Raw genomic sequence first — 18,561 nt, forward strand, 5'->3', positions numbered from 1 at the left:
TGACAGAACTGCCTGCCCACATCCTCCACCCGGCCACTGCACGGTCCGCCGACAATTTTTCCGGCCTGCTGAAACCCCAAAGAAGCTTCGGGGGTTTTCTTCTTTACAGGAAACTCATTCACATCAAACGAGGAGAATCATTATGGTCGCCGAAGGAACCAAAGCACCGGAGTTCACCCTTCCCGATTCCGACGGGAACATGGTCTCCCTGTCTGATTATACAGGAAAAAAGGTACTGCTTGTCTTCTACCCCGGCGACGACACGCCGGTCTGCACCACGCAGCTCTGCAGCTACCGCGACAACTATACCGAATTCACCGGACGGGACATTGCCATTCTCGGCATCAGCACCGATTCGGTTGATTCGCACAGGAAGTTCGGCGAAAAGAACAGCCTGCCGTTCACCCTGCTCAGCGATCATGACAAACAGGTAAGCCGGCTCTACGACGCCATGGACTTTCTCGGCATGTCGAAACGCGCCTATGTGCTCGTTGACGAAAACGGTACGGTGCGGCTTTCGTTCAACGACCTCCTGCCGCTGTTCTATCAGTCGACCCGCGACCTGCTTGCGAAAATCGACGGCATGAAACCGGATGCACTCTAGGCGGAAAAATCTTCAGGCACCCGCAGAGGATTCGCTTGTTCTTTCAACTGCGGACCGGACGTTACGACAACCGGAAATCCCGCTGCATCGAACATCGGGCCCAGGATAACGTGACGGACTGAAGGTTGATGAATAACACATTGCGGAAAGCTTTTCATTTCTTAACTTTGCAGAATTGTCCAATTGGAGTTTCGACAACTGTAAACGCTGTCCTGCAACGAAAAAGCTGATTCTTCTCTCAATGCTGCTTGCGCTTCAGTCGCTGGCAGCCTACGGTTCCCCGACATTGCGCTGGGGAGCAGATCCCAGCGGCGGAGCCCCTTATGTGTACGCTGATCCCGCCAATCCGCAGACTTACACCGGTTTCGACTATGAGTTCGCCGAAGCGCTTGCCCGGCAGATGCGAATGAACGCGGAATTCGTTCCTACAGACTGGGAAAGCATCGTGGCGTCGCTCAACCGCAGGGAGTTCGACGTCATCATCAACGGCTTCGAACCTACCGAAGACCGGGCCAGGGAAATGCTGTTCAGCAAACCATACTACCTCTTCAGGCTGCAACTGACTGTTCGGAAGGACAACAATCTGATTTCATCTCTGCAGGACTGCAAAACCAGCGGCAAAAGTGTTGGAACGCTGGTCAACTGCGCAGCTTCGCGCCTGCTTGAAAACGGAGGCTACATCGTCAAGGGCTACCAGGACCCTGTCGGCGCCTATCAGGACCTCGAACTGGGGCGTGTCGATGCCGTACTGATGGATGTCGCCGCCGAGATGTTCTATGCCCGCCGGAACCCCTCACTCAAGCCTGCAGGAAAACCTTTCCATACAGGGGCTTACGTTGTCGGCATCCGAAAAAGCGATTCACTGCTTGCCTCGAGGATCAATACCGCCATCGATTCGCTTGCCGACAACGGCACCACCGAACGGATTTTCCGGAAATGGCAACTCTGGGACGACGAACAGCTGAAACTGCGCACGAAAGGGGCAGAAACCTACGATATGACATCGAGAACCTTCAACTGGACGGAAGGACTGATAAAACTGCTTAAAGCGGCAGCGGTCACCGTGTTCCTTGCATTCGGGGCGATGATCATTGCAGTGATACTTGGCATACCGCTTGCACTCGGCCAGTCGAAGGGTGGCAGAATCACAAGGACGCTCTGCACCGTGTACATAGAATTTTTCAGGGGCACGCCGGTGCTGGTTCAGCTCCTCTTCCTGTATTTCGGGCTCCCGGTGGTCGGCATCACCCTGCCCGGCTGGCTGACCGCCATCGTCGGTCTCGGACTCAACTATGCAGCATACGAATCGCAGGTCTACCGCACGGCATTCCAGGCCGTACCGGAACGGCAGTGGCAGGTAGCGTACTCTCTCGGAATGCGACCCTTCAAGGCGTTCCGGAGAATTATCTTCCCCCAGGCATTTCGTATCGCCCTGCCACCCATGACCAACGATTTCGTCGCGCTGTTCAAGGATACCTCGACGGCATTTGCCATTGCCGTATGGGAACTTGCAACAGCCTACAGGGAACTTGCCAACGCAACGCAGAGCTATCTCGGCATCGGCCTGATCGTCTGTCTCTACTATCTTGCAATGAGCCTTCCGCTTGCTCATTATGCACACAGGCTTGAACGGAAACTGCAAAGAAAATCAACCGGCATCCTCACTTCGGGAACAGAGCAATGATCACCATTTCAGGACTAGGCAAAACCGTCGGCGCCACGCCGCTGCTCAGCAACGTCAGCATGGAGTTTCCCGCAGGAAAAATCCTCGGCGTGATCGGCCCTTCGGGAAACGGCAAGACCACCCTGCTGCTCTGCATCAGCGGACTCCTGCCCTTTGACCGGGGCAGCATCACTATCGGGGTCACGTCGATAACTGCCGAAGAAAGCTCGCTGCGCTCGGAAAAAATCTGGCAGTTCCGACGGCAGTCCGGTATAGTTTTCCAGCACCTCCACCTTTTCCCGCACCTCACCGTACTCGGAAACATCACCGAGGCGCCGGTACACGTCAGCGGAAAACCGAAAGCCGTAGCGGAAAAAGAAGCACTGGCACTGCTCGAAAAACTCGGCATCGGACAGCACCGGAACAAGTACCCGGAAGAGCTCTCCGGAGGAGAACAGCAAAGGGTCGCCATCCTTCGCGCCATCGCGATGAACCCTGAGGTGCTGCTGCTCGATGAACCCACAAGCGCGCTCGATCCGATCAGAAGCGGTGATGTACGGAACCTGCTGCAGGACTTTGCCGCGACAGGCCACACCGTAGTCATCGTTTCGCATTCCGTGCGATTTCTCAGGGGCTTTGCCGACTATCTCGCATTCATGGGCAAATCGGAACTCATTGAAATGAACAGGACACAGCAACTGCTGGAAAACCCGCAGGATGAGCGGACACGGGAGTTTCTGCACCATTCTGAAATGAACTGACGGCCCGCTGAAACAGCGTTGCACCGATCATGTGATCACTCCCTTATCCGCACAAACAGACTCAGAAGCCACTGCCGGGCTTCGGTATGGATTCCGGGCTCGGAACTTTCCCTGGGACCGGCCACGTTCAGAACGGCGATGGCATGCTGCCGGAGCCACCTGATGACGCTCTCTATAGCCTGATCCTGCAGACCATCGAGGCGGACCATCAAAACCGGTCGCCCGATCTTTTCCGCATATCGCACGGTATAACGCGTTCCCCGCTGCAGGCGATCCCGCAGAATCACCAGCGTCCCGTCCGAGTCGCGCACATTCCTGGAGGTTCTTGTCCGGTATGCAACAGAGGATGTTTCTCTTAGCTGATAGCAGGATGGAATGGGACCGTCTTCGGCAAGGCGCCCCTTCGGGCACCACCCGCCATGCGGCACTCCCGCGGCAATTGCGGCATCGAGAGCTGCGCGGTCGACTCCGGTCTGTCCGCCGGACACAATGCTGAAATGCAACTGGGTTACAGGCTGCTGAAGGCATCCTTCAGGTTTGCGATGTACTGCTCGACCATACCGGTAAACTCCATCTGTACAAGCGGAGCGAGCGCGAATTGCAGAAAGGAGGGAAAATCCACCGTCAGTCGGCCTCTGGTACTGAGCCTCACCGTCGTGCCGTTCTCTTTCGGAGCAACGATCCACTCCCCTTCCACCGAGGCGTTGCCGACCCCTTCGATAGGCGTCCAGAAAACACGACCGGTACTGACATCGTCCCGGTATTGACAGGCATAGACCGTCTGCTGAAGCGTATAGCCGCCGATACCGATTTTCTCCATCTCCCAGCGGTAAGCGTTCCCTCCGAGAGCCACAAGCCTGTCAACCCTGGGGAAATGGGCTGCCGAACGAGGCACATCGGCAAGCAGGCTGAAAACTTCTGCCGTGCTGCAGGAGGTCAGAAGAAGGCGCTGCAGGTTTATGTCAACAGTAAAAGCCATCGTGCTAAAATCCGCAGCTTTCGACTTTGTAATCGGGAACCGGCGTATCGAGAGCCTTGAGAAGGCTGCCGTCGCGGCCGTAGACATCCTCACGGAAAAACACCTCTTCGCCTTCGGCAACGGCTGTCAGGTAGAGCAGAAAAACCGGAATCCTGCGTGGCAGACTGACCGTAGTGGTTTTCCCGGTAGCGATAGCCGCCTCTATGTTCCTGCGGCTCCATTGCAGCGTATCCTTAAGCACGAGTTCGGCAAGATCGAGAGGATTCTCGACCCTGATACAGCCGGAACTGAACGTTCGCGTGCTTTTTTCGAAAAGGTCCTTGCCTGGAGTATCGTGCAGATAGATGACGTGTTTGTTGGGCATCATGAATTTGATCCTTCCCAGCGCTCCGTGATCACCGGCTGACTGCTGCAGGCGATAGGGAAAGTTCGACGCCGTATACTGAGACCAGTCGATCGACGAGGGGCTGACAACCCGGCCGTTCGAATCGATCACCCTGAGCTTTTTCCGCTCGAGGTAGCTCCGGCTTTTGCGAATAGCAGGCAGGGCGTCCTTGGCAAGAATGGTTGGAGGAATCACCCACTCCGGGTTAAGCACGATATACTGCATATCGGCCTTGAATACCGGAGTTTCCCGATATGGCTGACCGACGATGACCCTCGTCCCCCAGCGGTAACGTCCGTTTTCAACATAATTCAGGGTAAAACCTGCGATGTTCACCAGAATGTAGGTTGGCTCGATATCACTGATGAACCAGCGGTGACGTTCAAGGTTCAGGCGGATCTGATCGACCCTCTCTTCCGCAGAAATATTGAGTTCCCTGATGGTTGCGGCTCCGGCAACGCCATCCGGCTCGAGTCCGTTTCGTTTCTGGTAACGCCTGACAGCGTCAGCCATGACTGAAGTGTAAACACCCGATGTATCGGAAACTCGTCCGGGAAAATCTCCGGACTCCTGGAGCCGCGTTCTAAGCTGGGGTATACGGCGATCCCTCGCTCCCGGCCTGAATGTCTCCCCCTCGGGAATCTTCTGCCAGCCGCCGGCTCTGGCGATGGCCCGATACCGGGCAAGACCTTTTTTCAGGTCGGCATATTTCTGGTGCCGGGGACGGAGTTCATCGAGCACCGCTCCGATACGCCCTGCCGAAACAGCCTCCTGCAGCCTGAACTCCAGTGCCGACCGGCGTACCGGATCGGAAAGATTCCAGTTCGGGTCAAGGCTCACCGGATCGACTTTGCCGAATCGCAGATGGTAGGCCAGGGTCAGAAACGCGTCACTCTGCAGAAGATCATATTTTGCCTGCAGTTCGGGAGCAGAGGGCGGTCGGGAGGATAATTCCCTGATCTCCCTGATATGATAATCGTCCGCCGCCAGACCGTCGTTTTCCGCTTCGAGGATGGCCTGGATCAGTTCGGCAGTCATTGCCGGTTTTGTCCAGACCGGCTGGTAGCCGCGGGCGGCATAAAAACGGGCCAACTGACTGTTGAGCCGCTTCCTGTCGGGACTCCCCGGCCTCGAGGCGACATCCCTGAAATTACACTGCAGCTGTTCTGCAACCGCGCTGCTGCCCGTAACTTGCAATGAAGCGGTTTTCCCTGCTCCTGCCTGATTTTTGAGTGACACCGGTACAGCCTGAACGGCACGGACCGGCACAAGCAGCAGAAGAAGAAAAACGAAGAAACCCATGGGTTGCCGGATGATTATGATGCCAGAGTGCCGGAACTCACCCGCAAGGCGGCAATATCCGGATTGACAAGGCTTGAACGGGACGTGTAGGTTCCATCCCTGTGGTAGATAAACAGGCAGCTTCCATCCTTGATCAGATCGATGATATGCTGGAAACTGTCGAACGAGACGGCAGGGCATCCCTGGCTCCGGCCAAGACGACCGTGCTGGCGGATAAAATCGTATGAAACGTAGTCGGCCCCATGGATGACAATGCTTCTCGATTCCGCCATATCGTTTATTCCGGGTTCCATACCCTGAAGTCTCAGGGAATAACCGTGCTTGCCGTCATAGGTCGTTCCCGTGGTATAGAATCCCAGGCTGCTTTTATGCGAACCGGGCGCGTTTGAAAAACTGTAGGCGAAGTTATCGCCGCTGCCGCTGCCATGGGCGACCAGACCGGAATAAAGCAGCCTGCCGCGGTTGATATCGATCACGAAAAGCCTCTCATCGACCGAAGGCTTATTGAAATCGATCACGGTCAGAATGCCGTCGCGGCTGACCTTGCCCTGCTCTTTAAGGGAGTAATACCCGGCCAGAGCCATATTGAGAACCTTTTGGTCGATCTTGTTTCTGAGTTCGGAAAAGCGGGAGAGAGTGGAAACCTGTTTACGAGGCGAATTCGGCTGGAAAGAGAAAGCATGGCCCTGTGCGGGAAGCACCGCAAGCATAAAAAAAAGCATCACGATCAGACGGATCATAAGCAACCTCACTGTAGTTTGATGCCGTACCCTGCCGGGCGAACGGCTCATTAACATGTAACTGGACACGGCACAAAACCGGAACCGGTATCAGTATGCAGAACGCATGGTTCAGCCCTTCTGACGCCGTAACATTGAAAGCGGATGCACTGCCGCAACAAGCCAGGCAACGCCGGAATCCGGTACGCATCAATCATATATACAAATCATAAAACAAGCCGAAAGATAGGCTTTTTTTCTTTACGCTCCAACCAGAGGCGCCCTGGGATGCCTTTCAGGTTACGCTTTCGGTACGCTCTCCCGCAAACCGGAAAAGTACGGGAGCCTGGGCGATTCGCTGAAAAAGGCGGGTACGAAACAGATAGGGGGCCCAGTTCAGCAGAAAGGTGGCCAACCCCTCCCAGATGGAAACCCAGGCGACGATGGTAAGGCCTTCAGCAAAAAACCTGTTCAGAAAAGAGACGGTTCCGGACAAGGCCAAAAGATGGTTCACCCGGAGAGAAACGCCGAGAATGAGAACTCCTGTTACCAGAAGAAAAGACGATGTTCTCACCATTTTTTTCATGGCGATGTATTCCAGCTCTTTCTGATACATGAAAAAGGCGTGCATGCCGTCACGCACCATCGCCATGAGCTCATCCGAAAGCGCATGCTCTATCGAGAACCTCACAACGAAATCTCTCGGTCCTATTTCGCGGACACATCCGGTAATATAGGCCACGAGATCCCCGTCGAGATCCTTGCGGTGATAGGGCGCATTTTTATCGAAATTCTCGTAGAGATCCTCAACGCGCCTGGCGGCAACATCGATGATGAGGCTGCCGGCGGAACTCTTTTCATAACGGTCAAGTATCTGCTTTTTCATCTGCACCTCCACCGGAGGGAGCAATAAAGGCTACCTCCTGTTCAGCGGGTCGAAGCACCAAGAAAACGCCACCGGGAGCTCACATTGACAACAATATCCTCATCGGAAGGAGCGATTTCGGTCGGAGCAGCTTCGGGAGCTGCCGCTTTCATGGCCATGACATCCATTGCCGGAGAGGGCCTGTACATCGGCTGACCGACGCTCAGCTCGATCACCCCTCCAAGACGTCCGCCCGCAGCTTTTGCCATGATTTCAGCATCCCCGCGCGCGTTTGCAACCGCAGCGGCAAGTGCCTGACGACGCAGGGCATCATACCGGCTCGAACTGAAAGTGATCTGCTGCACTTCGTCAGCTCCCGCCTTTACGGCCGCATCGACAGCTTTACCGGTAAGCGAAAGATTCCGGACCTTGACCATGACGAGATGACGCGCCGAATAGCCATTCAGGACGTTCTTTCCCTGTGACTGATCCCATTCCCACTGGGGAGAAACAGTAAAACTGGCGGTTGGAGCATCTTCGGCAGGTATTCCCGCCTGCCGGAGAGCCTGCTGCACAGCACGGTACTTCTCGGCGGTACGTGCGGCCGCCTGGTCGGCGGTCTTGGCTTCGGATTTCACCAGTGCCCCGAACTCCGCCATGTCGGGCTTCACCGAAACCTTGCCCGATGCCCCGACGACAATCTGGTTCTCTTCGGCAAGAACATCCACAGAGAACGCCGAAAAAAGGACAAAACTGAAGAACGCAAAAAAAAGCAGCCTGAAGGGTTTCATATGGTCTGTCTCCGTTTGGATTACGCAATAACTCTTGTGACGATCTTCCCCCGGAAAACCTGCGCTCGCTTGCTGCCGGAGAACTTTCTTACCACTCGCTGGAGTAGAGGCCAATAATCTCCTTGTAGGCTATCGCCGCAGCACAGGAAGTTACCGGAACGCTTACCAGAAGCCCTACGCCGAGAGCAAGCGCGCCAAGGAGGTTCAGGGCAAACAGTGCGAAAGCGAAACCGAAAAATGCGAACCAGTTTTTGGTGATGATTTTGCGGCTCGTCTCCATGGCCTCCCAGAACTCCATGCGATAATCGACAATGAGAAATGTGGCAAACATGTACCCGACGGCAAGGTAGATGCCGGGAATTATCAGCAGCACGAAACCGATGCTCACCAGAAGTCCGCTTGCAAGACCGGCAAGAAAAAGAGGAAGGAAATAGTTGAACCCCTTGAAAAAATCGCCGAACTGAAAAGTCTGGCCGCTTGCAAGCCGGAAAGCGGCGATCCCGTATCCTGCATAAAAAGGCGCCGCAAGCGCCGAAAAAACAAGAGAACCGGCAAAATCGAATTTCGAGCTGAGTGCTGAAACAACGAAAATAATCAGCGTAAAGCCGACAAACTCCCCGATATGCTCCCTGAACATTTCCCAGCCTTTCCTGATATAGTCCTGCACATCGATCGTGAGGGCTGCACTGAGGTGTCTGTCAAAAAGCTGCGGATCGACTTTTTGTCCGTAATCAAAAGCAGCCATGGTTTTCTCCATATAGTAGTTGAAATTGAAAATGCGGTTCCCGAAACATACCGAAGGTCAGATTAAACCGGCAGATATGGCCCCTGAAGCATCCGGTAGCGCAACGAAACACCTGCATTCTTTTTCACCCAAGTTACACAAGGCATGAACATACCGCAACCGTAAAGGGTAACCTTTATGTAAAAAAAACGTCACGTCCCATCACCCCCTGGTTCCGGCTTCAGGCCATTCGATAACCGGGCTTTTCGAGACGAACGGTCCCTGTGTGAACCGGTTACCGCTGAACCGGCAGACCCTGAAAGCGAGGGCTCTGCGTCCAAGAGAAACCCCTGGCTCTTGAATTTGCAGAGAAATGCAGCCATCGTATGGTTCCACCGCTCGGCAACGACGCCGCCATCCTGCCATGAACCGTTCTCCCTGTACCATCGGCTTCCGGGCGGGTCGCCCTGGTTCTGGTGAATATTATGCACCCCTTTGCCGTTTCTGAAGGATTCGCCGAATACATAGATTCGTCGGGCATGTTTCAGGAGGGGCTCAAGATCGCGAAAAGCCGCATTACCGGTTCCGAACCGCCATGGAGCGCAGTCCGATCCGTCGTCATTTGCACTCTTTTCGACAGGCTGCCCTGCAACGGAAACACATGCACCGGATGGCTGCAGTTCTTCCGAACGGTAGTAGTCAAGTGCTCCGGAACGGTTATCTGAACGAAGGGAATGCCATCCGTCCCTGAAACCCGCAACGCCTTTGAGCGAGGTTCTGCCAAGCTCGACAACCCGCCACTGGAAACCGTCGGATGTTTTTTTACTGTCAAGGTCAACCGGGCAGCGGTAAATGAACGGACCCGCCTTGACGTTCAGGGTGCAATGGTAATATTCGCCGTCACGGTGAGCGTGATCGCATGCATAACTGTGCAGTGTTCCGGCAAGCACCCCGTACCCGTCGTCAAGAGGCATGAACTGATTCGTTTATTGCATAAAATAACCATACGTCCAAGATAGCGCTCCCGTCAACGATGACAAAAGATCAGGAGTCAGAACAGGATATAGCGTATTTTCAGGTTGAGGAGAAAAATCATGAACACACCCGCATCTTTCGTTGCCGGAAGCGAACCCGAAGTCACCGGGCATGCCGCGGCACTCATTGTCAGCAAAGCCTGGCAGGCGGTCGCCTCCCGGGGCAGATTCACGTTCGTACTCTCTGGAGGCCGCTCGCCCCGAACGCTCTACCGAAAACTTGCCGCTGGCGTAGACGCTCAACTGATGAAGCTTCACGGCATTCAGGTCCCGGCCTTTCAGAAGCCGGAATATGGCGAAACCATGCTGGATGGCCTGATCCGCATGCCCTGGCAGAAAACCCTGATTTTCTGGGGAGATGAACGGTGCGTTCCGCCCGATCACCCGGACAGCAACTACCGCATGGCGAAGGAAACACTGCTCGGCGCACCGGGAATTGCAGAAAACCGGGTATTCAGGATGCCATGCAACGGACGGACCCCGGAGGAGTCTGCCAGAGCATACGAGAAAACCATCCGGACCGTTTCAGGCTGCGTGGATACCGGAACAAGCCGGAACATCCCTGCTTTCGACCTCATGGTTCTCGGTCTCGGCGAAGACGGCCATACCGCTTCGCTCTTCCCGGACGATCCCGGAACCCTGAACGAATCGCACAGCCTCGTCGTTGCGGTGAAAGCTCCGCAGGCAAACCCAAGGGTTCCGCGTCTGACCATGACCCTGCCACTCATCAACCACGCAGAAAGCATCCTGTTTTTTACCGCGGGAGAAAAACGGGCGGCTCTTGCAGAAACAATCAGAGCCGGCAAAGCCCCTTCATCCCTGCCAGCAGGAATGGTAAAACCTCTCAGCGGCAGGCTTTTCTGGTTTATATCGATCCCTTGAGTTCGCCGGCTGCGGGCGGCCCCCATGAACCGGCAGAATAAACTTCCGGCATCCGGTCTGCCATGCACTCCCGTATGGCATCGATAATTGCCCAGGAGTATTCCACACTGTCCTGACGGATGAAATTCATCTGATTGCCGTCGAGTGCATCGAGCAGCAGACGGTGATAAGGGGTCATTCCCGGTTGGGAGAAGGTATCGCGATAGTCGAATTTCATGTAGACCGGATCGGTAATGACCAATTCACCGGGACGTTTCACCCCGAAACGTATGGCAATGGTCTCTTCCGGCTGAATCCGCAGAATCACCTGATTGGCCGTATAACTGCAGCTTTCGGCGGGACCGAAAAAATTCTGCGGCGGACAGGCAAAGGTTATGACAATTTCGGTAACGGTTTCGGCCAGCATCTTTCCCGCCCTGATCAGAAAAGGAACGCCTTTCCATCGCCAGTTATCGACAAAAAACCGCACTGCCGCAAACGTCTCGGTTCTGGAATCGGGATCAACCTGTTTTTCCTTCCGGTAACCTTCATATTGCCCGAGAACTACCGACCGGTCAACCGTTTCGGGAGTAACGAGGCGGATCGAGCGGAGCACTTTGGTCTTTTCATCACGCACGGCATCAGCGGAGAGATCCACAGGAGGCTCCATGGCAACGGAGGCGAGCAGCTGCAGGCCATGGTTCTGGATAATGTCCCTGAGCAGTCCGGCATGCTCATAAAAAGCTCCCCGGTCGCGTATACCGAAATTCTCCGCGATGGTAATCTCTATGCCTGCGATGTGGTGGCGGTTCCAGAGCGGTTCGAATATGCCGTTGGAAAACCTGAACACAAGAATATTCTGGACGGTCTCCTTGCCGAGATAGTGGTCTATGCGGAAAATCTGGTCTTCGTTGAATGCGGAACCGATCACGGCATTGAGCTCACCTGCCGTTTTCAGGTCGCTGCCGTACGGCTTCTCCACGACGATTTTCCTCCACCCGCTGCAGCTCATCTCTTTGCCGCCAAGCCCGGCCTGGTGGAGATTGCGGACAATGTGCGGGGCAAGATCCGGAGGTGTTGAAAGATAAAACAGCAGATGGCTGCAAACGCCGGGCTTCCCTTCAGCATACATGATCTCATTCCGGAGCCTGAAGTAACCCTCGATGTGCTCGATGTCCGCCATCACATAAAACAGCCTGCCGGTAAACCCGGCAAAATGAGTCTCGTCGTCGATTGCGCCAGGCGAAAAGGAACGTATTTTTTCGGCGACCTGTAACCGGTACTCCTCGTGGGAGAGGTCGTTGCGGCCGACTCCGATGATGCGGTATTCACCTGTCAGCTGCCCCCAGCGGGCAAGCTGATAGAGCGAAGGATAGAGCTTGCGCGCCGCAAGATCGCTGCTGGCGCCGAACAGCACAATGGTAAAATCAACCCTATCTGCATGCATATCCCGCTCCCGGTTACCGTTCGGACGTGAAACCGTGCCCGCCGAATTCGTGGCGAAGGGCGGCTACAACCTTATCGGAAAAATTATTTTCGCTGCGAGACCGGTATCGTCTGAAAAGCGAGGCGGAAATCACCGGTATCGAAACCTGCTGCCGGAGTGCAGCCTCCACGCTCCAGCGGCCCTCTCCCGAATCGGCAATGTTCCCGGCCAGATAGCCGAGTTTTCCATCCTTTTCGAAAGCCCTTGCGGCAAGATCCATGAGCCATCCCCTGATTACCGAACCGTTCGACCATACGCGGGCAACTTCGGCATGGTCGAGCTCGAAACCACTCGATTCGAGCAGATCGAAACCCTCCCCCATGGCCTGCATCATACCGTACTCGATGCCGTTATGCACCATCTTCACGTAGTGCCCCGATCCCGACCGGCCCATATATCCGTAACCGCCCGGAACACAGAGCGCTTCAAGCAGCGGTTCAATGGCGATGTATGCATCGCGATCGCCGCCCACCATGATGCATGCGCCGTGCCGTGCGCCTTCGAGTCCTCCGCTGGTTCCGGCATCAAGAAAACGGATCCCCTGCTCAAGCAGACGGACGGCCCTCTGTACCGAATCGGCATAGTGCGAATTTCCTCCATCAACGACAATATCCCCCCGATCGAGATAAGGCATAAGCGAAGCCAGCACCTCGTCAACGGGATTTCCTGCCGGGACCATCAGCCATACTACACGTGGATGCTGTACGGTACGGACAAGCTGTTCCAGGGAATATGCCGGCTCAGCCCCTTTCAGGGCAAGCGCCTCGACAACGTCGCTCGAAAGATCATAAACCGCAACCTTTTCGCCCAGTTCGAGCAGATGCTCGACCATGTTGAGCCCCATCTTTCCGAGACCGATAAAAGCCGTATTCACTGCGATTTTTCCTGAAAATTGTCGCTGGTGGCACCCGAATAAAAACCGGTGCGTATCACCTCCTGAAGAAAACGGCTGAAGGCATTCGGCAAATCCCTCAGCGGACCTCCGGCCTTTTCCATCTTACCGGACTTTGCCGCCTGCTCGATTGCAGAAGCCAGAAAACTCAGTTCATTTCCGGCAACCGTAGCCGCTGCCCCTTTAATGGTATGGGCAAGTATGCGAACCGCCTCATGGTCGCAGGCGGAAACTGAAACCTGCATTTCGGCGATCTGCCGCGGGGTATCGCTGATAAACTGCCTGAGGATTATACGTATGATTTCATCATCGTTCTGCAGCCTCACAAGAAGCTCCTCAAGCTTGAACACATCTCTGGGGGTCATTTTTCCTTATTGTTTTTAGCTGTTGTTACCGACTGATTCAAGATCGGCTTTACCCTTCAATTATACAACACTTCTCAACATTACCCGAAGCCTGCATAAAAATAACAAGCACCCTTCCAAAGGGGAAACAATAACTTTCCCGCTCAAAATTTCATCACGGCACCTCAACATTTTAGAAAAACGGGGTGTTATGAAACTTACGGGTTAAAATGGCGCCCGCCGTTTTTCTCGAGCTGCTGAGCACCTGCCTTCATCAACAACAACCATGGAGGAAAACTCATGTCAGGATCATCTTTTGCAAGAAAGGACCGTTTTCTGAAGGAAAAACGGCATGATGTATACAGGGAAAATCAGAAACATTCCGAACCGGCAAAATGCCCCGTCTGTGGCTGCGTTTTTGCAAACGGAAGATGGCAATGGCTGGATACGGACAAACATGCCGCCGAGGTTGTCTGCCCTGCATGCCGAAGGACAGCCGACAACTGTCCCGCAGGTGAAATCGAACTGAAAGGGAGCTTCCTCGTCAGCCATAAAGAAGAGATCATCAATCTTGTCCGCAATACTGAAAACCAGGAAAAAAACCTCCACCCGCTCGAAAGAATCATGACTGTTACGGATAACGGAAGCTCAGCAAAAGTGACGACAACGGGAATTCATGTCGCACGCAGAATCGGAGAGGCCTTATCGAAAGCCTTCAAGGGAAATCTCGTCCTGCGTTATGGTGATGGCGAACAGAGCATTACGGCACGCTGGGAACGGTAAAAACACATGCATGCCGGCGGCAGCGTTCAAGCCGGCATGCGGACCGGGAAAAATGGGCTTTTCGACGGACAGGAGATTTGCCTCCATGCAATCAGTCGGTCAGATAGTATTCGAGCGTGGACACCACCCTTATTTTCTTGATATGAGGAGTATTGCTGTCGCGATCCTCTATGGTGAACTGACCCTGGCTGGCGCTTTTTATCTTTCCCAGCCGGCTTTTTGAATCGCTGGCGAATTTCTCGGCCACAGCACGTGCGTTATTGGTCGCTTCCTCGATCATGGAGGGCTTCAGGCGGTTAAGTCCGGTATAGATAAACTCGGTTTTGGCGTCATAATTTTCACCTGAAACCGCCACGCCAAGTTTGCCGAGATCGACAAGTTTCCTGATGGTTTTGCGCACCAGAGCGACATTGCCGGTATAGACGCTTACCGTTGAGCTGCCGGCATACCGGAAGGTGAACCTGTTCGCATCCCCATATCCCTGAGCCTGGCGGTCAATGATTGCAGGCGCCGAAACCGAAATATCTTTTGCATCGAAACCGCTGGAAATCAGAAAATCGTAAACCACCCTGTTTTTCTCCTCTATACCGCTTACCAGCGCTCCCAGATCGTCAGCGGCCACCTCGAATTTGATCGGCCATATGGCAATATCTGCCGGGACCTCTTTTTCGGACAGTCCTTTTACCGAAACGGAGCGTTCGAGTGCCTTGAGCGTTACAAAGCCGGAAGAAACAAGATATCCGGCCAGCACAAGACCGGCACAGAGAAAAGCGCCGAGAATGAATGCTTCCGATGTACGTTTGGTGTTCATTGCACTGAAAGGTTTTCTGAAGAGAATCCGGGCACTCCCTTTTCAGAAGGAATTGCCGGCATCAAAAGTTCCTCGAGCCGGATGAGCAAAAAAACAGGACGGCGGGCGACGACGGATCCGCTCCCGGTCGAAACCTGCCGATTCAGCCGGGCTTTTTGGCTGTCAGCCCGATATAGCGGTCAATCAGGGCGCCATTGACCGCATCCCATGATTTTCCGTCTGCAAAGCGGAGCCCTTTTTCACGCATTGCGGCAAATGTCTCACGGTCATCGATCAGGGTGAGGCAATGCCGGTAAAACTGGTCGATATCGCCGGCTTTTGCAACCAGTCCGGCCTCCGAATTGGCGACCAGCTCCATACAGCCTCCGATATCCGAAACTACCGCCGGCAAACCGGAGGCCAAAGCCTCGAGCACGACGTTGCCGAACGCTTCGGTAGTCGAGGGAAACAGAAAAACATCCCCGCTCGCATAAGCCTCCGGAAGGGCTGTCCCCGTCAGATATCCCGTAAAAACCGCTTCGGGCATCCGTCGGCGCATCTCGGCCTCTTCCGGTCCGGAACCGATCATGACAAAACGCACCCTCTGCTCAAACCCTTCGGCCACGAAGCGCTCATAGACACTCATGACCACCTCGATATCCTTGTAGAGCACAAAACGTCCGGCATAGACAAAAACCGTCCGCCCGGCGGCGTTCCACTCTTCGCGAAGCGGCCCGGAACGACGGGACGGGTCGAAAAGATTCCGGTCGATGCCCCTCGACCAGATTGCGAGATTGCGGATCCCCCGGTCTTTAAGATTGCCCAGTACAACCTCATTGGGAGCAAATACGAGATCACAGGTATTGTAGAACCACCTCAGGTATTTCCATACCGGCTTGAGGGCAAATCCCAGCCTGTAGTAGCTGAGGTAAGAGGGGAAATCGGTATGATAAACCGATGTCGCCGGAAGTTTTCTCTTCTTTGCGTAAAGAAGAAATTTTCGTCCGACAATATCCGGTGTCGATATATGCACGATATCCGGAGCAAAGGCATCGAGCTGTTTGCCGGTTACAGATCCAAAAAAACCAAGCCTGTAATCGGGATAGAGAGGAATGGGAACCGAAGGAAGACGATAGACTTTCAGACTGCCGTGATTATCCTGTTCAGATACATCGGACGACCAGACCACAACCTCATGACCGTTTTTCCTGAACGAGGCGACAAGCTGATAGATGGACCGCACCGCTCCGTCCTTGTCTTTGACATACGTACCCGCGTATAAGGCAATCTTCATGGAATCCCGGAATAACGGATAATGGCAGTTTCCCTGGAATCACTCCGGCACGCTGTTCTGGACAGCACGTCGGCCGGCAGTAAAAAAGCTAAAGTAACATTTCCACACGAAAAACCATCATGCCGTTACCCGAAGCATATTACTTCAGGGTCAATGCAGCAACAACAGGATTGACAAGTCTCTTGAAATCCCTGTATGCCAGCCTGACCAGTTCGGTGTGGGAGCCTGCATTGAAGGCAATATCATCATCTTCTTCAAGTTCTTCGGCAACATACACATCCAGCCCGTAAAGGTTGCCGAAAGGCGGCATGGCGCCGGTTTCGCATTCGGGGAAAAGAAATGCAAACTCCTGCTCTCCTGCAAGCCCGGCATCCCTCGTACCGGCAATCGACCTGAACCGCTCAAGATCGAGCTGCTTCGAGGCGGGAAGTACCGCCATGGCCAGCTTGCCTTCTATGGTCACCATAACGGTTTTGGCGAGCTCTTTGCCGGGGACATGAGCCGATGCGGCAACCTCCTGGGCCGTATAGGCCGGAGAGTGGCTCACCACGAAATACTTTATATCGTGGCTGTCGAGAAACTCTCTCAATCTGCGTATAGGCATGAAACATCTCCTGTTTGGTTTATTGAAAACAACAAGGAATTCAGGCCGGGCATTAAAAAAAGAGACTCCCCTTATCGGAGCTCGGCGACGGGAAAAGCACGCGAAAAAAATATGGTCAGAAACCGGCCCTGAGGCCGAACAAAAAATTGTGGTTGTCGATATCCATTTCAATATTACGGGAACCGAGCTCGATGCCCGGATCGACTCCCGCGAAGTACCGGTACTTCGCGTCTATGGTAACACCACTTGAAACCTGAAAGCCAACACCCGCGCCAAGCTGAAGGGTCACGACGCCGTCGCTGCCGCGCGCTCCAAGAGCATCCACGCTTACTTTTGCATAGCTCAATCCGGCACTGAGAAAGGGTGTGACTTTATGCTGTTCAAGCCGGCAATTGAGATACCCGTTGGCAATGACCGAAAAAACAGAAACATCGCTGCCGAGATTATCGATTTCATTTTTCTGATAGGCTACCTCGCCTCCCAGCCGGTAACCGTCATAATCCTTACCGAAAACACCGCTGAACGCCGCACCGGTATCGTACTGCGGATCGCCGAGACAACTGCCGTTTATGGAGATTTTTTCCCCGTTTGGAAAAGCAAAACCTTTTGAACCGCCGACATAGGGTGTAGCGGCAAGAACCGGTGAAGCAAGAAAAAAAAAGGGCGAAAAGAGAAAAATCAACCCCCGAAACATCATGGTCATGATATTCTCCAGCAGAACAGGTGAAGCAAGCGCCGGCCCGGAAAACAATCTTTAAAAAGCAAAGCTACAATTCCCGAACGATTTTTTCAAGAACTTTTCAGACCGACGGCTCCCGAAACACCAGTCATAACCCTCCTCAGAATCCTATTCTCATGCCGAGCGCGAAATTGTGGGAAGCGATACTGTACTCCTCATCATCGGCAAGTTCGGGATTGGAGGTGGCAAAATACCGGTATTTCGCATCGATCGTCACTTTCGGAGCAACACTGAACCCTACTCCCGCACCGATCTGCCAGGCGAACACCGTATCGTCGATGGGCGTGATGCCGTCGCTCCATTCAACCGTGGCGAAACCGAGACCAACCGAAACAAATGGTTTTATGCCTGCCGCAGGGAGTTCGAAATCCAGATAGCCATTCCCCAGATAGGTCATCATCGACACCTTTTGAGCGAAACCCTCAAGGTCGTTTTCCTGATAGCCCACCTCCGCCTCCACGCGGTATTTCCCGCTGTCGAGTCCGATTGCCGCCGTAAGGGCATAACCGGTATCGTAGCTCCAGTCGCCGACATGATCACCCTCGATTGTGATTTCGGAATCATTCAGCAGGGGAATGCCGGCAGAACCGCTTATATAGGGCGTCGCGGCGTTTGCCGCAGGACCTGAGCAAATCAGAGCCAGAAGCCCGCACGCTGTTGCTGAAAGTAGTTTTTTCATTATCGACTCGCTTTTTTCATGGTTGGGGGAGTGAACAGGCCGAATACCCGATCTTACCGTCAAATTAACCCATTGCGGGTTTTTAATCAAGCTTCCCTCCTGCATTTGCCTGCTCGAGCCACACGCTGAGGGCGGAATACGCATCACGGTATCCGATATCCATAATATCGGATACCCTGGACGTATCAACCAGACTGAATGCCGAAAGATCCGGTATAATGCACAAATCCGCCTTGCCGGTCTGTATGGCGGTGGTATTGGT

The 18,561-nt window shown here is 54.1% G+C and carries 21 protein-coding genes and 1 pseudogene; 5 read left to right on the forward strand and 17 right to left on the reverse strand.

The annotated features are described in order from the left end of the window. Positions 1 to 142: 142 nt before the first annotated feature. The 3 genes from WBP50_RS11320 to WBP50_RS11330 all read left to right on the forward strand — a co-directional run bounded on the left by WBP50_RS11320 (position 143) and on the right by WBP50_RS11330 (position 3,028). On the forward strand, positions 143 to 604 hold the full coding sequence (locus tag WBP50_RS11320) for a peroxiredoxin (RefSeq protein ID WP_423934586.1): 462 nt from the start codon (positions 143 to 145) through the stop codon (positions 602 to 604). A gap of 241 nt (positions 605 to 845) precedes the next feature. After that, complete coding sequence (locus WBP50_RS11325) at positions 846 to 2,288, forward strand: ABC transporter substrate-binding protein/permease (protein ID WP_423934589.1); 1,443 nt, start codon at positions 846 to 848, stop codon at positions 2,286 to 2,288. Beyond that, a complete protein-coding gene (locus WBP50_RS11330; RefSeq protein ID WP_423934592.1) occupies positions 2,285 to 3,028 on the forward strand; it encodes an amino acid ABC transporter ATP-binding protein in 744 nt (247 codons plus the stop codon). Before WBP50_RS11325 ends, WBP50_RS11330 begins: the two co-directional genes overlap by 4 nt. A gap of 35 nt (positions 3,029 to 3,063) precedes the next feature. Here the strand turns inward: WBP50_RS11330 and WBP50_RS11335 are convergent, their stop codons facing one another. The 8 genes from WBP50_RS11335 to WBP50_RS11370 form a co-directional block, all read right to left on the reverse strand. Beyond that, positions 3,064 to 3,531, reverse strand: coding sequence for a putative molybdenum carrier protein (locus WBP50_RS11335; protein ID WP_423934594.1), 468 nt, complete (start codon positions 3,529 to 3,531; stop codon positions 3,064 to 3,066). Positions 3,532 to 3,536: 5 nt separating this feature from the next. Continuing rightward, complete coding sequence (locus WBP50_RS11340) at positions 3,537 to 4,007, reverse strand: SRPBCC family protein (protein WP_423934596.1); 471 nt, start codon at positions 4,005 to 4,007, stop codon at positions 3,537 to 3,539. A 4-nt stretch (positions 4,008 to 4,011) separates the two neighbouring features. Next, complete coding sequence (locus tag WBP50_RS11345) at positions 4,012 to 5,694, reverse strand: L,D-transpeptidase family protein (protein ID WP_423934599.1); 1,683 nt, start codon at positions 5,692 to 5,694, stop codon at positions 4,012 to 4,014. 14 nt (positions 5,695 to 5,708) lie between these two features. Continuing rightward, positions 5,709 to 6,434 (reverse strand): murein L,D-transpeptidase catalytic domain family protein, encoded by a 726-nt coding sequence (locus tag WBP50_RS11350; RefSeq protein ID WP_423934600.1) that lies wholly within the window; start codon positions 6,432 to 6,434, stop codon positions 5,709 to 5,711. Positions 6,435 to 6,708: 274 nt separating this feature from the next. Beyond that, complete coding sequence (locus WBP50_RS11355) at positions 6,709 to 7,299, reverse strand: hypothetical protein (RefSeq protein WP_423934602.1); 591 nt, start codon at positions 7,297 to 7,299, stop codon at positions 6,709 to 6,711. A 41-nt stretch (positions 7,300 to 7,340) separates the two neighbouring features. Continuing rightward, a complete protein-coding gene (locus tag WBP50_RS11360; RefSeq protein WP_423934603.1) occupies positions 7,341 to 8,069 on the reverse strand; it encodes an SIMPL domain-containing protein in 729 nt (242 codons plus the stop codon). A gap of 88 nt (positions 8,070 to 8,157) precedes the next feature. Beyond that, positions 8,158 to 8,814 (reverse strand): hypothetical protein, encoded by a 657-nt coding sequence (locus tag WBP50_RS11365; protein WP_423934634.1) that lies wholly within the window; start codon positions 8,812 to 8,814, stop codon positions 8,158 to 8,160. 191 nt (positions 8,815 to 9,005) lie between these two features. Beyond that, a complete protein-coding gene (locus tag WBP50_RS11370) occupies positions 9,006 to 9,767 on the reverse strand; it encodes a DUF2278 family protein (protein ID WP_423934606.1) in 762 nt (253 codons plus the stop codon). A gap of 120 nt (positions 9,768 to 9,887) precedes the next feature. On the opposite strand from WBP50_RS11370, the gene pgl reads away from it, so the two are divergent. Beyond that, positions 9,888 to 10,709 carry a 6-phosphogluconolactonase gene (gene pgl, locus WBP50_RS11375; RefSeq protein WP_423934609.1) on the forward strand — a complete coding sequence of 274 codons (822 nt, stop codon included), beginning with the start codon at positions 9,888 to 9,890 and terminating at the stop codon, positions 10,707 to 10,709. Here pgl and zwf read toward each other — a convergent pair. Genes zwf through WBP50_RS11390 form a run of 3 tightly spaced genes read right to left on the reverse strand, consistent with a single transcriptional unit; the run spans position 10,693 to position 13,431 of the window. Then, entirely contained in the window at positions 10,693 to 12,135 is a 1,443-nt protein-coding gene (zwf, locus tag WBP50_RS11380; RefSeq protein WP_423934611.1) for a glucose-6-phosphate dehydrogenase, read from the reverse strand. The two genes, pgl and zwf, sit on opposite strands and share 17 nt — an antisense overlap. 13 nt (positions 12,136 to 12,148) lie before the next feature. Beyond that, positions 12,149 to 13,048: a phosphogluconate dehydrogenase (NAD(+)-dependent, decarboxylating) gene (gnd, locus tag WBP50_RS11385; RefSeq protein ID WP_423934614.1), complete on the reverse strand. Its 900-nt coding sequence runs from the start codon at positions 13,046 to 13,048 to the stop codon at positions 12,149 to 12,151. Further along, positions 13,045 to 13,431 (reverse strand): Hpt domain-containing protein, encoded by a 387-nt coding sequence (locus WBP50_RS11390; RefSeq protein ID WP_423934616.1) that lies wholly within the window; start codon positions 13,429 to 13,431, stop codon positions 13,045 to 13,047. Before WBP50_RS11390 ends, gnd begins: the two co-directional genes overlap by 4 nt. 279 nt (positions 13,432 to 13,710) lie before the next feature. On the opposite strand from WBP50_RS11390, the gene WBP50_RS11395 reads away from it, so the two are divergent. Next, positions 13,711 to 14,193: a BCAM0308 family protein gene (locus tag WBP50_RS11395; protein ID WP_423934619.1), complete on the forward strand. Its 483-nt coding sequence runs from the start codon at positions 13,711 to 13,713 to the stop codon at positions 14,191 to 14,193. Between the two features lie 91 nt (positions 14,194 to 14,284). Here the strand turns inward: WBP50_RS11395 and WBP50_RS11400 are convergent, their stop codons facing one another. The 6 genes and pseudogenes from WBP50_RS11400 to WBP50_RS11425 form a co-directional block, all read right to left on the reverse strand. Then, positions 14,285 to 15,004: an SIMPL domain-containing protein gene (locus tag WBP50_RS11400; protein ID WP_423934620.1), complete on the reverse strand. Its 720-nt coding sequence runs from the start codon at positions 15,002 to 15,004 to the stop codon at positions 14,285 to 14,287. 142 nt (positions 15,005 to 15,146) lie between these two features. Beyond that, complete coding sequence (locus tag WBP50_RS11405) at positions 15,147 to 16,277, reverse strand: glycosyltransferase family 4 protein (RefSeq protein WP_423934623.1); 1,131 nt, start codon at positions 16,275 to 16,277, stop codon at positions 15,147 to 15,149. Positions 16,278 to 16,416: 139 nt separating this feature from the next. Beyond that, the gene (locus WBP50_RS11410) at positions 16,417 to 16,881 is read right to left on the reverse strand and encodes an aminoacyl-tRNA deacylase (RefSeq protein ID WP_423934626.1); all 465 of its coding nucleotides are present in this window, start codon (positions 16,879 to 16,881) and stop codon (positions 16,417 to 16,419) included. A 115-nt stretch (positions 16,882 to 16,996) separates the two neighbouring features. Then, positions 16,997 to 17,584 (reverse strand): outer membrane protein, encoded by a 588-nt coding sequence (locus WBP50_RS11415; protein ID WP_423934629.1) that lies wholly within the window; start codon positions 17,582 to 17,584, stop codon positions 16,997 to 16,999. A gap of 136 nt (positions 17,585 to 17,720) precedes the next feature. Beyond that, positions 17,721 to 18,299: an outer membrane protein gene (locus WBP50_RS11420; RefSeq protein ID WP_423934632.1), complete on the reverse strand. Its 579-nt coding sequence runs from the start codon at positions 18,297 to 18,299 to the stop codon at positions 17,721 to 17,723. Between the two features lie 82 nt (positions 18,300 to 18,381). Continuing rightward, positions 18,382 to 18,561 (reverse strand): annotated as a pseudogene (locus WBP50_RS11425) (patatin-like phospholipase family protein); the annotation flags it as partial.

The sequence above is a fragment of the Chlorobium sp. genome (genome assembly GCF_049593655.1).
Lineage (GTDB): Bacteria > Bacteroidota > Chlorobiia > Chlorobiales > Chlorobiaceae > Chlorobium.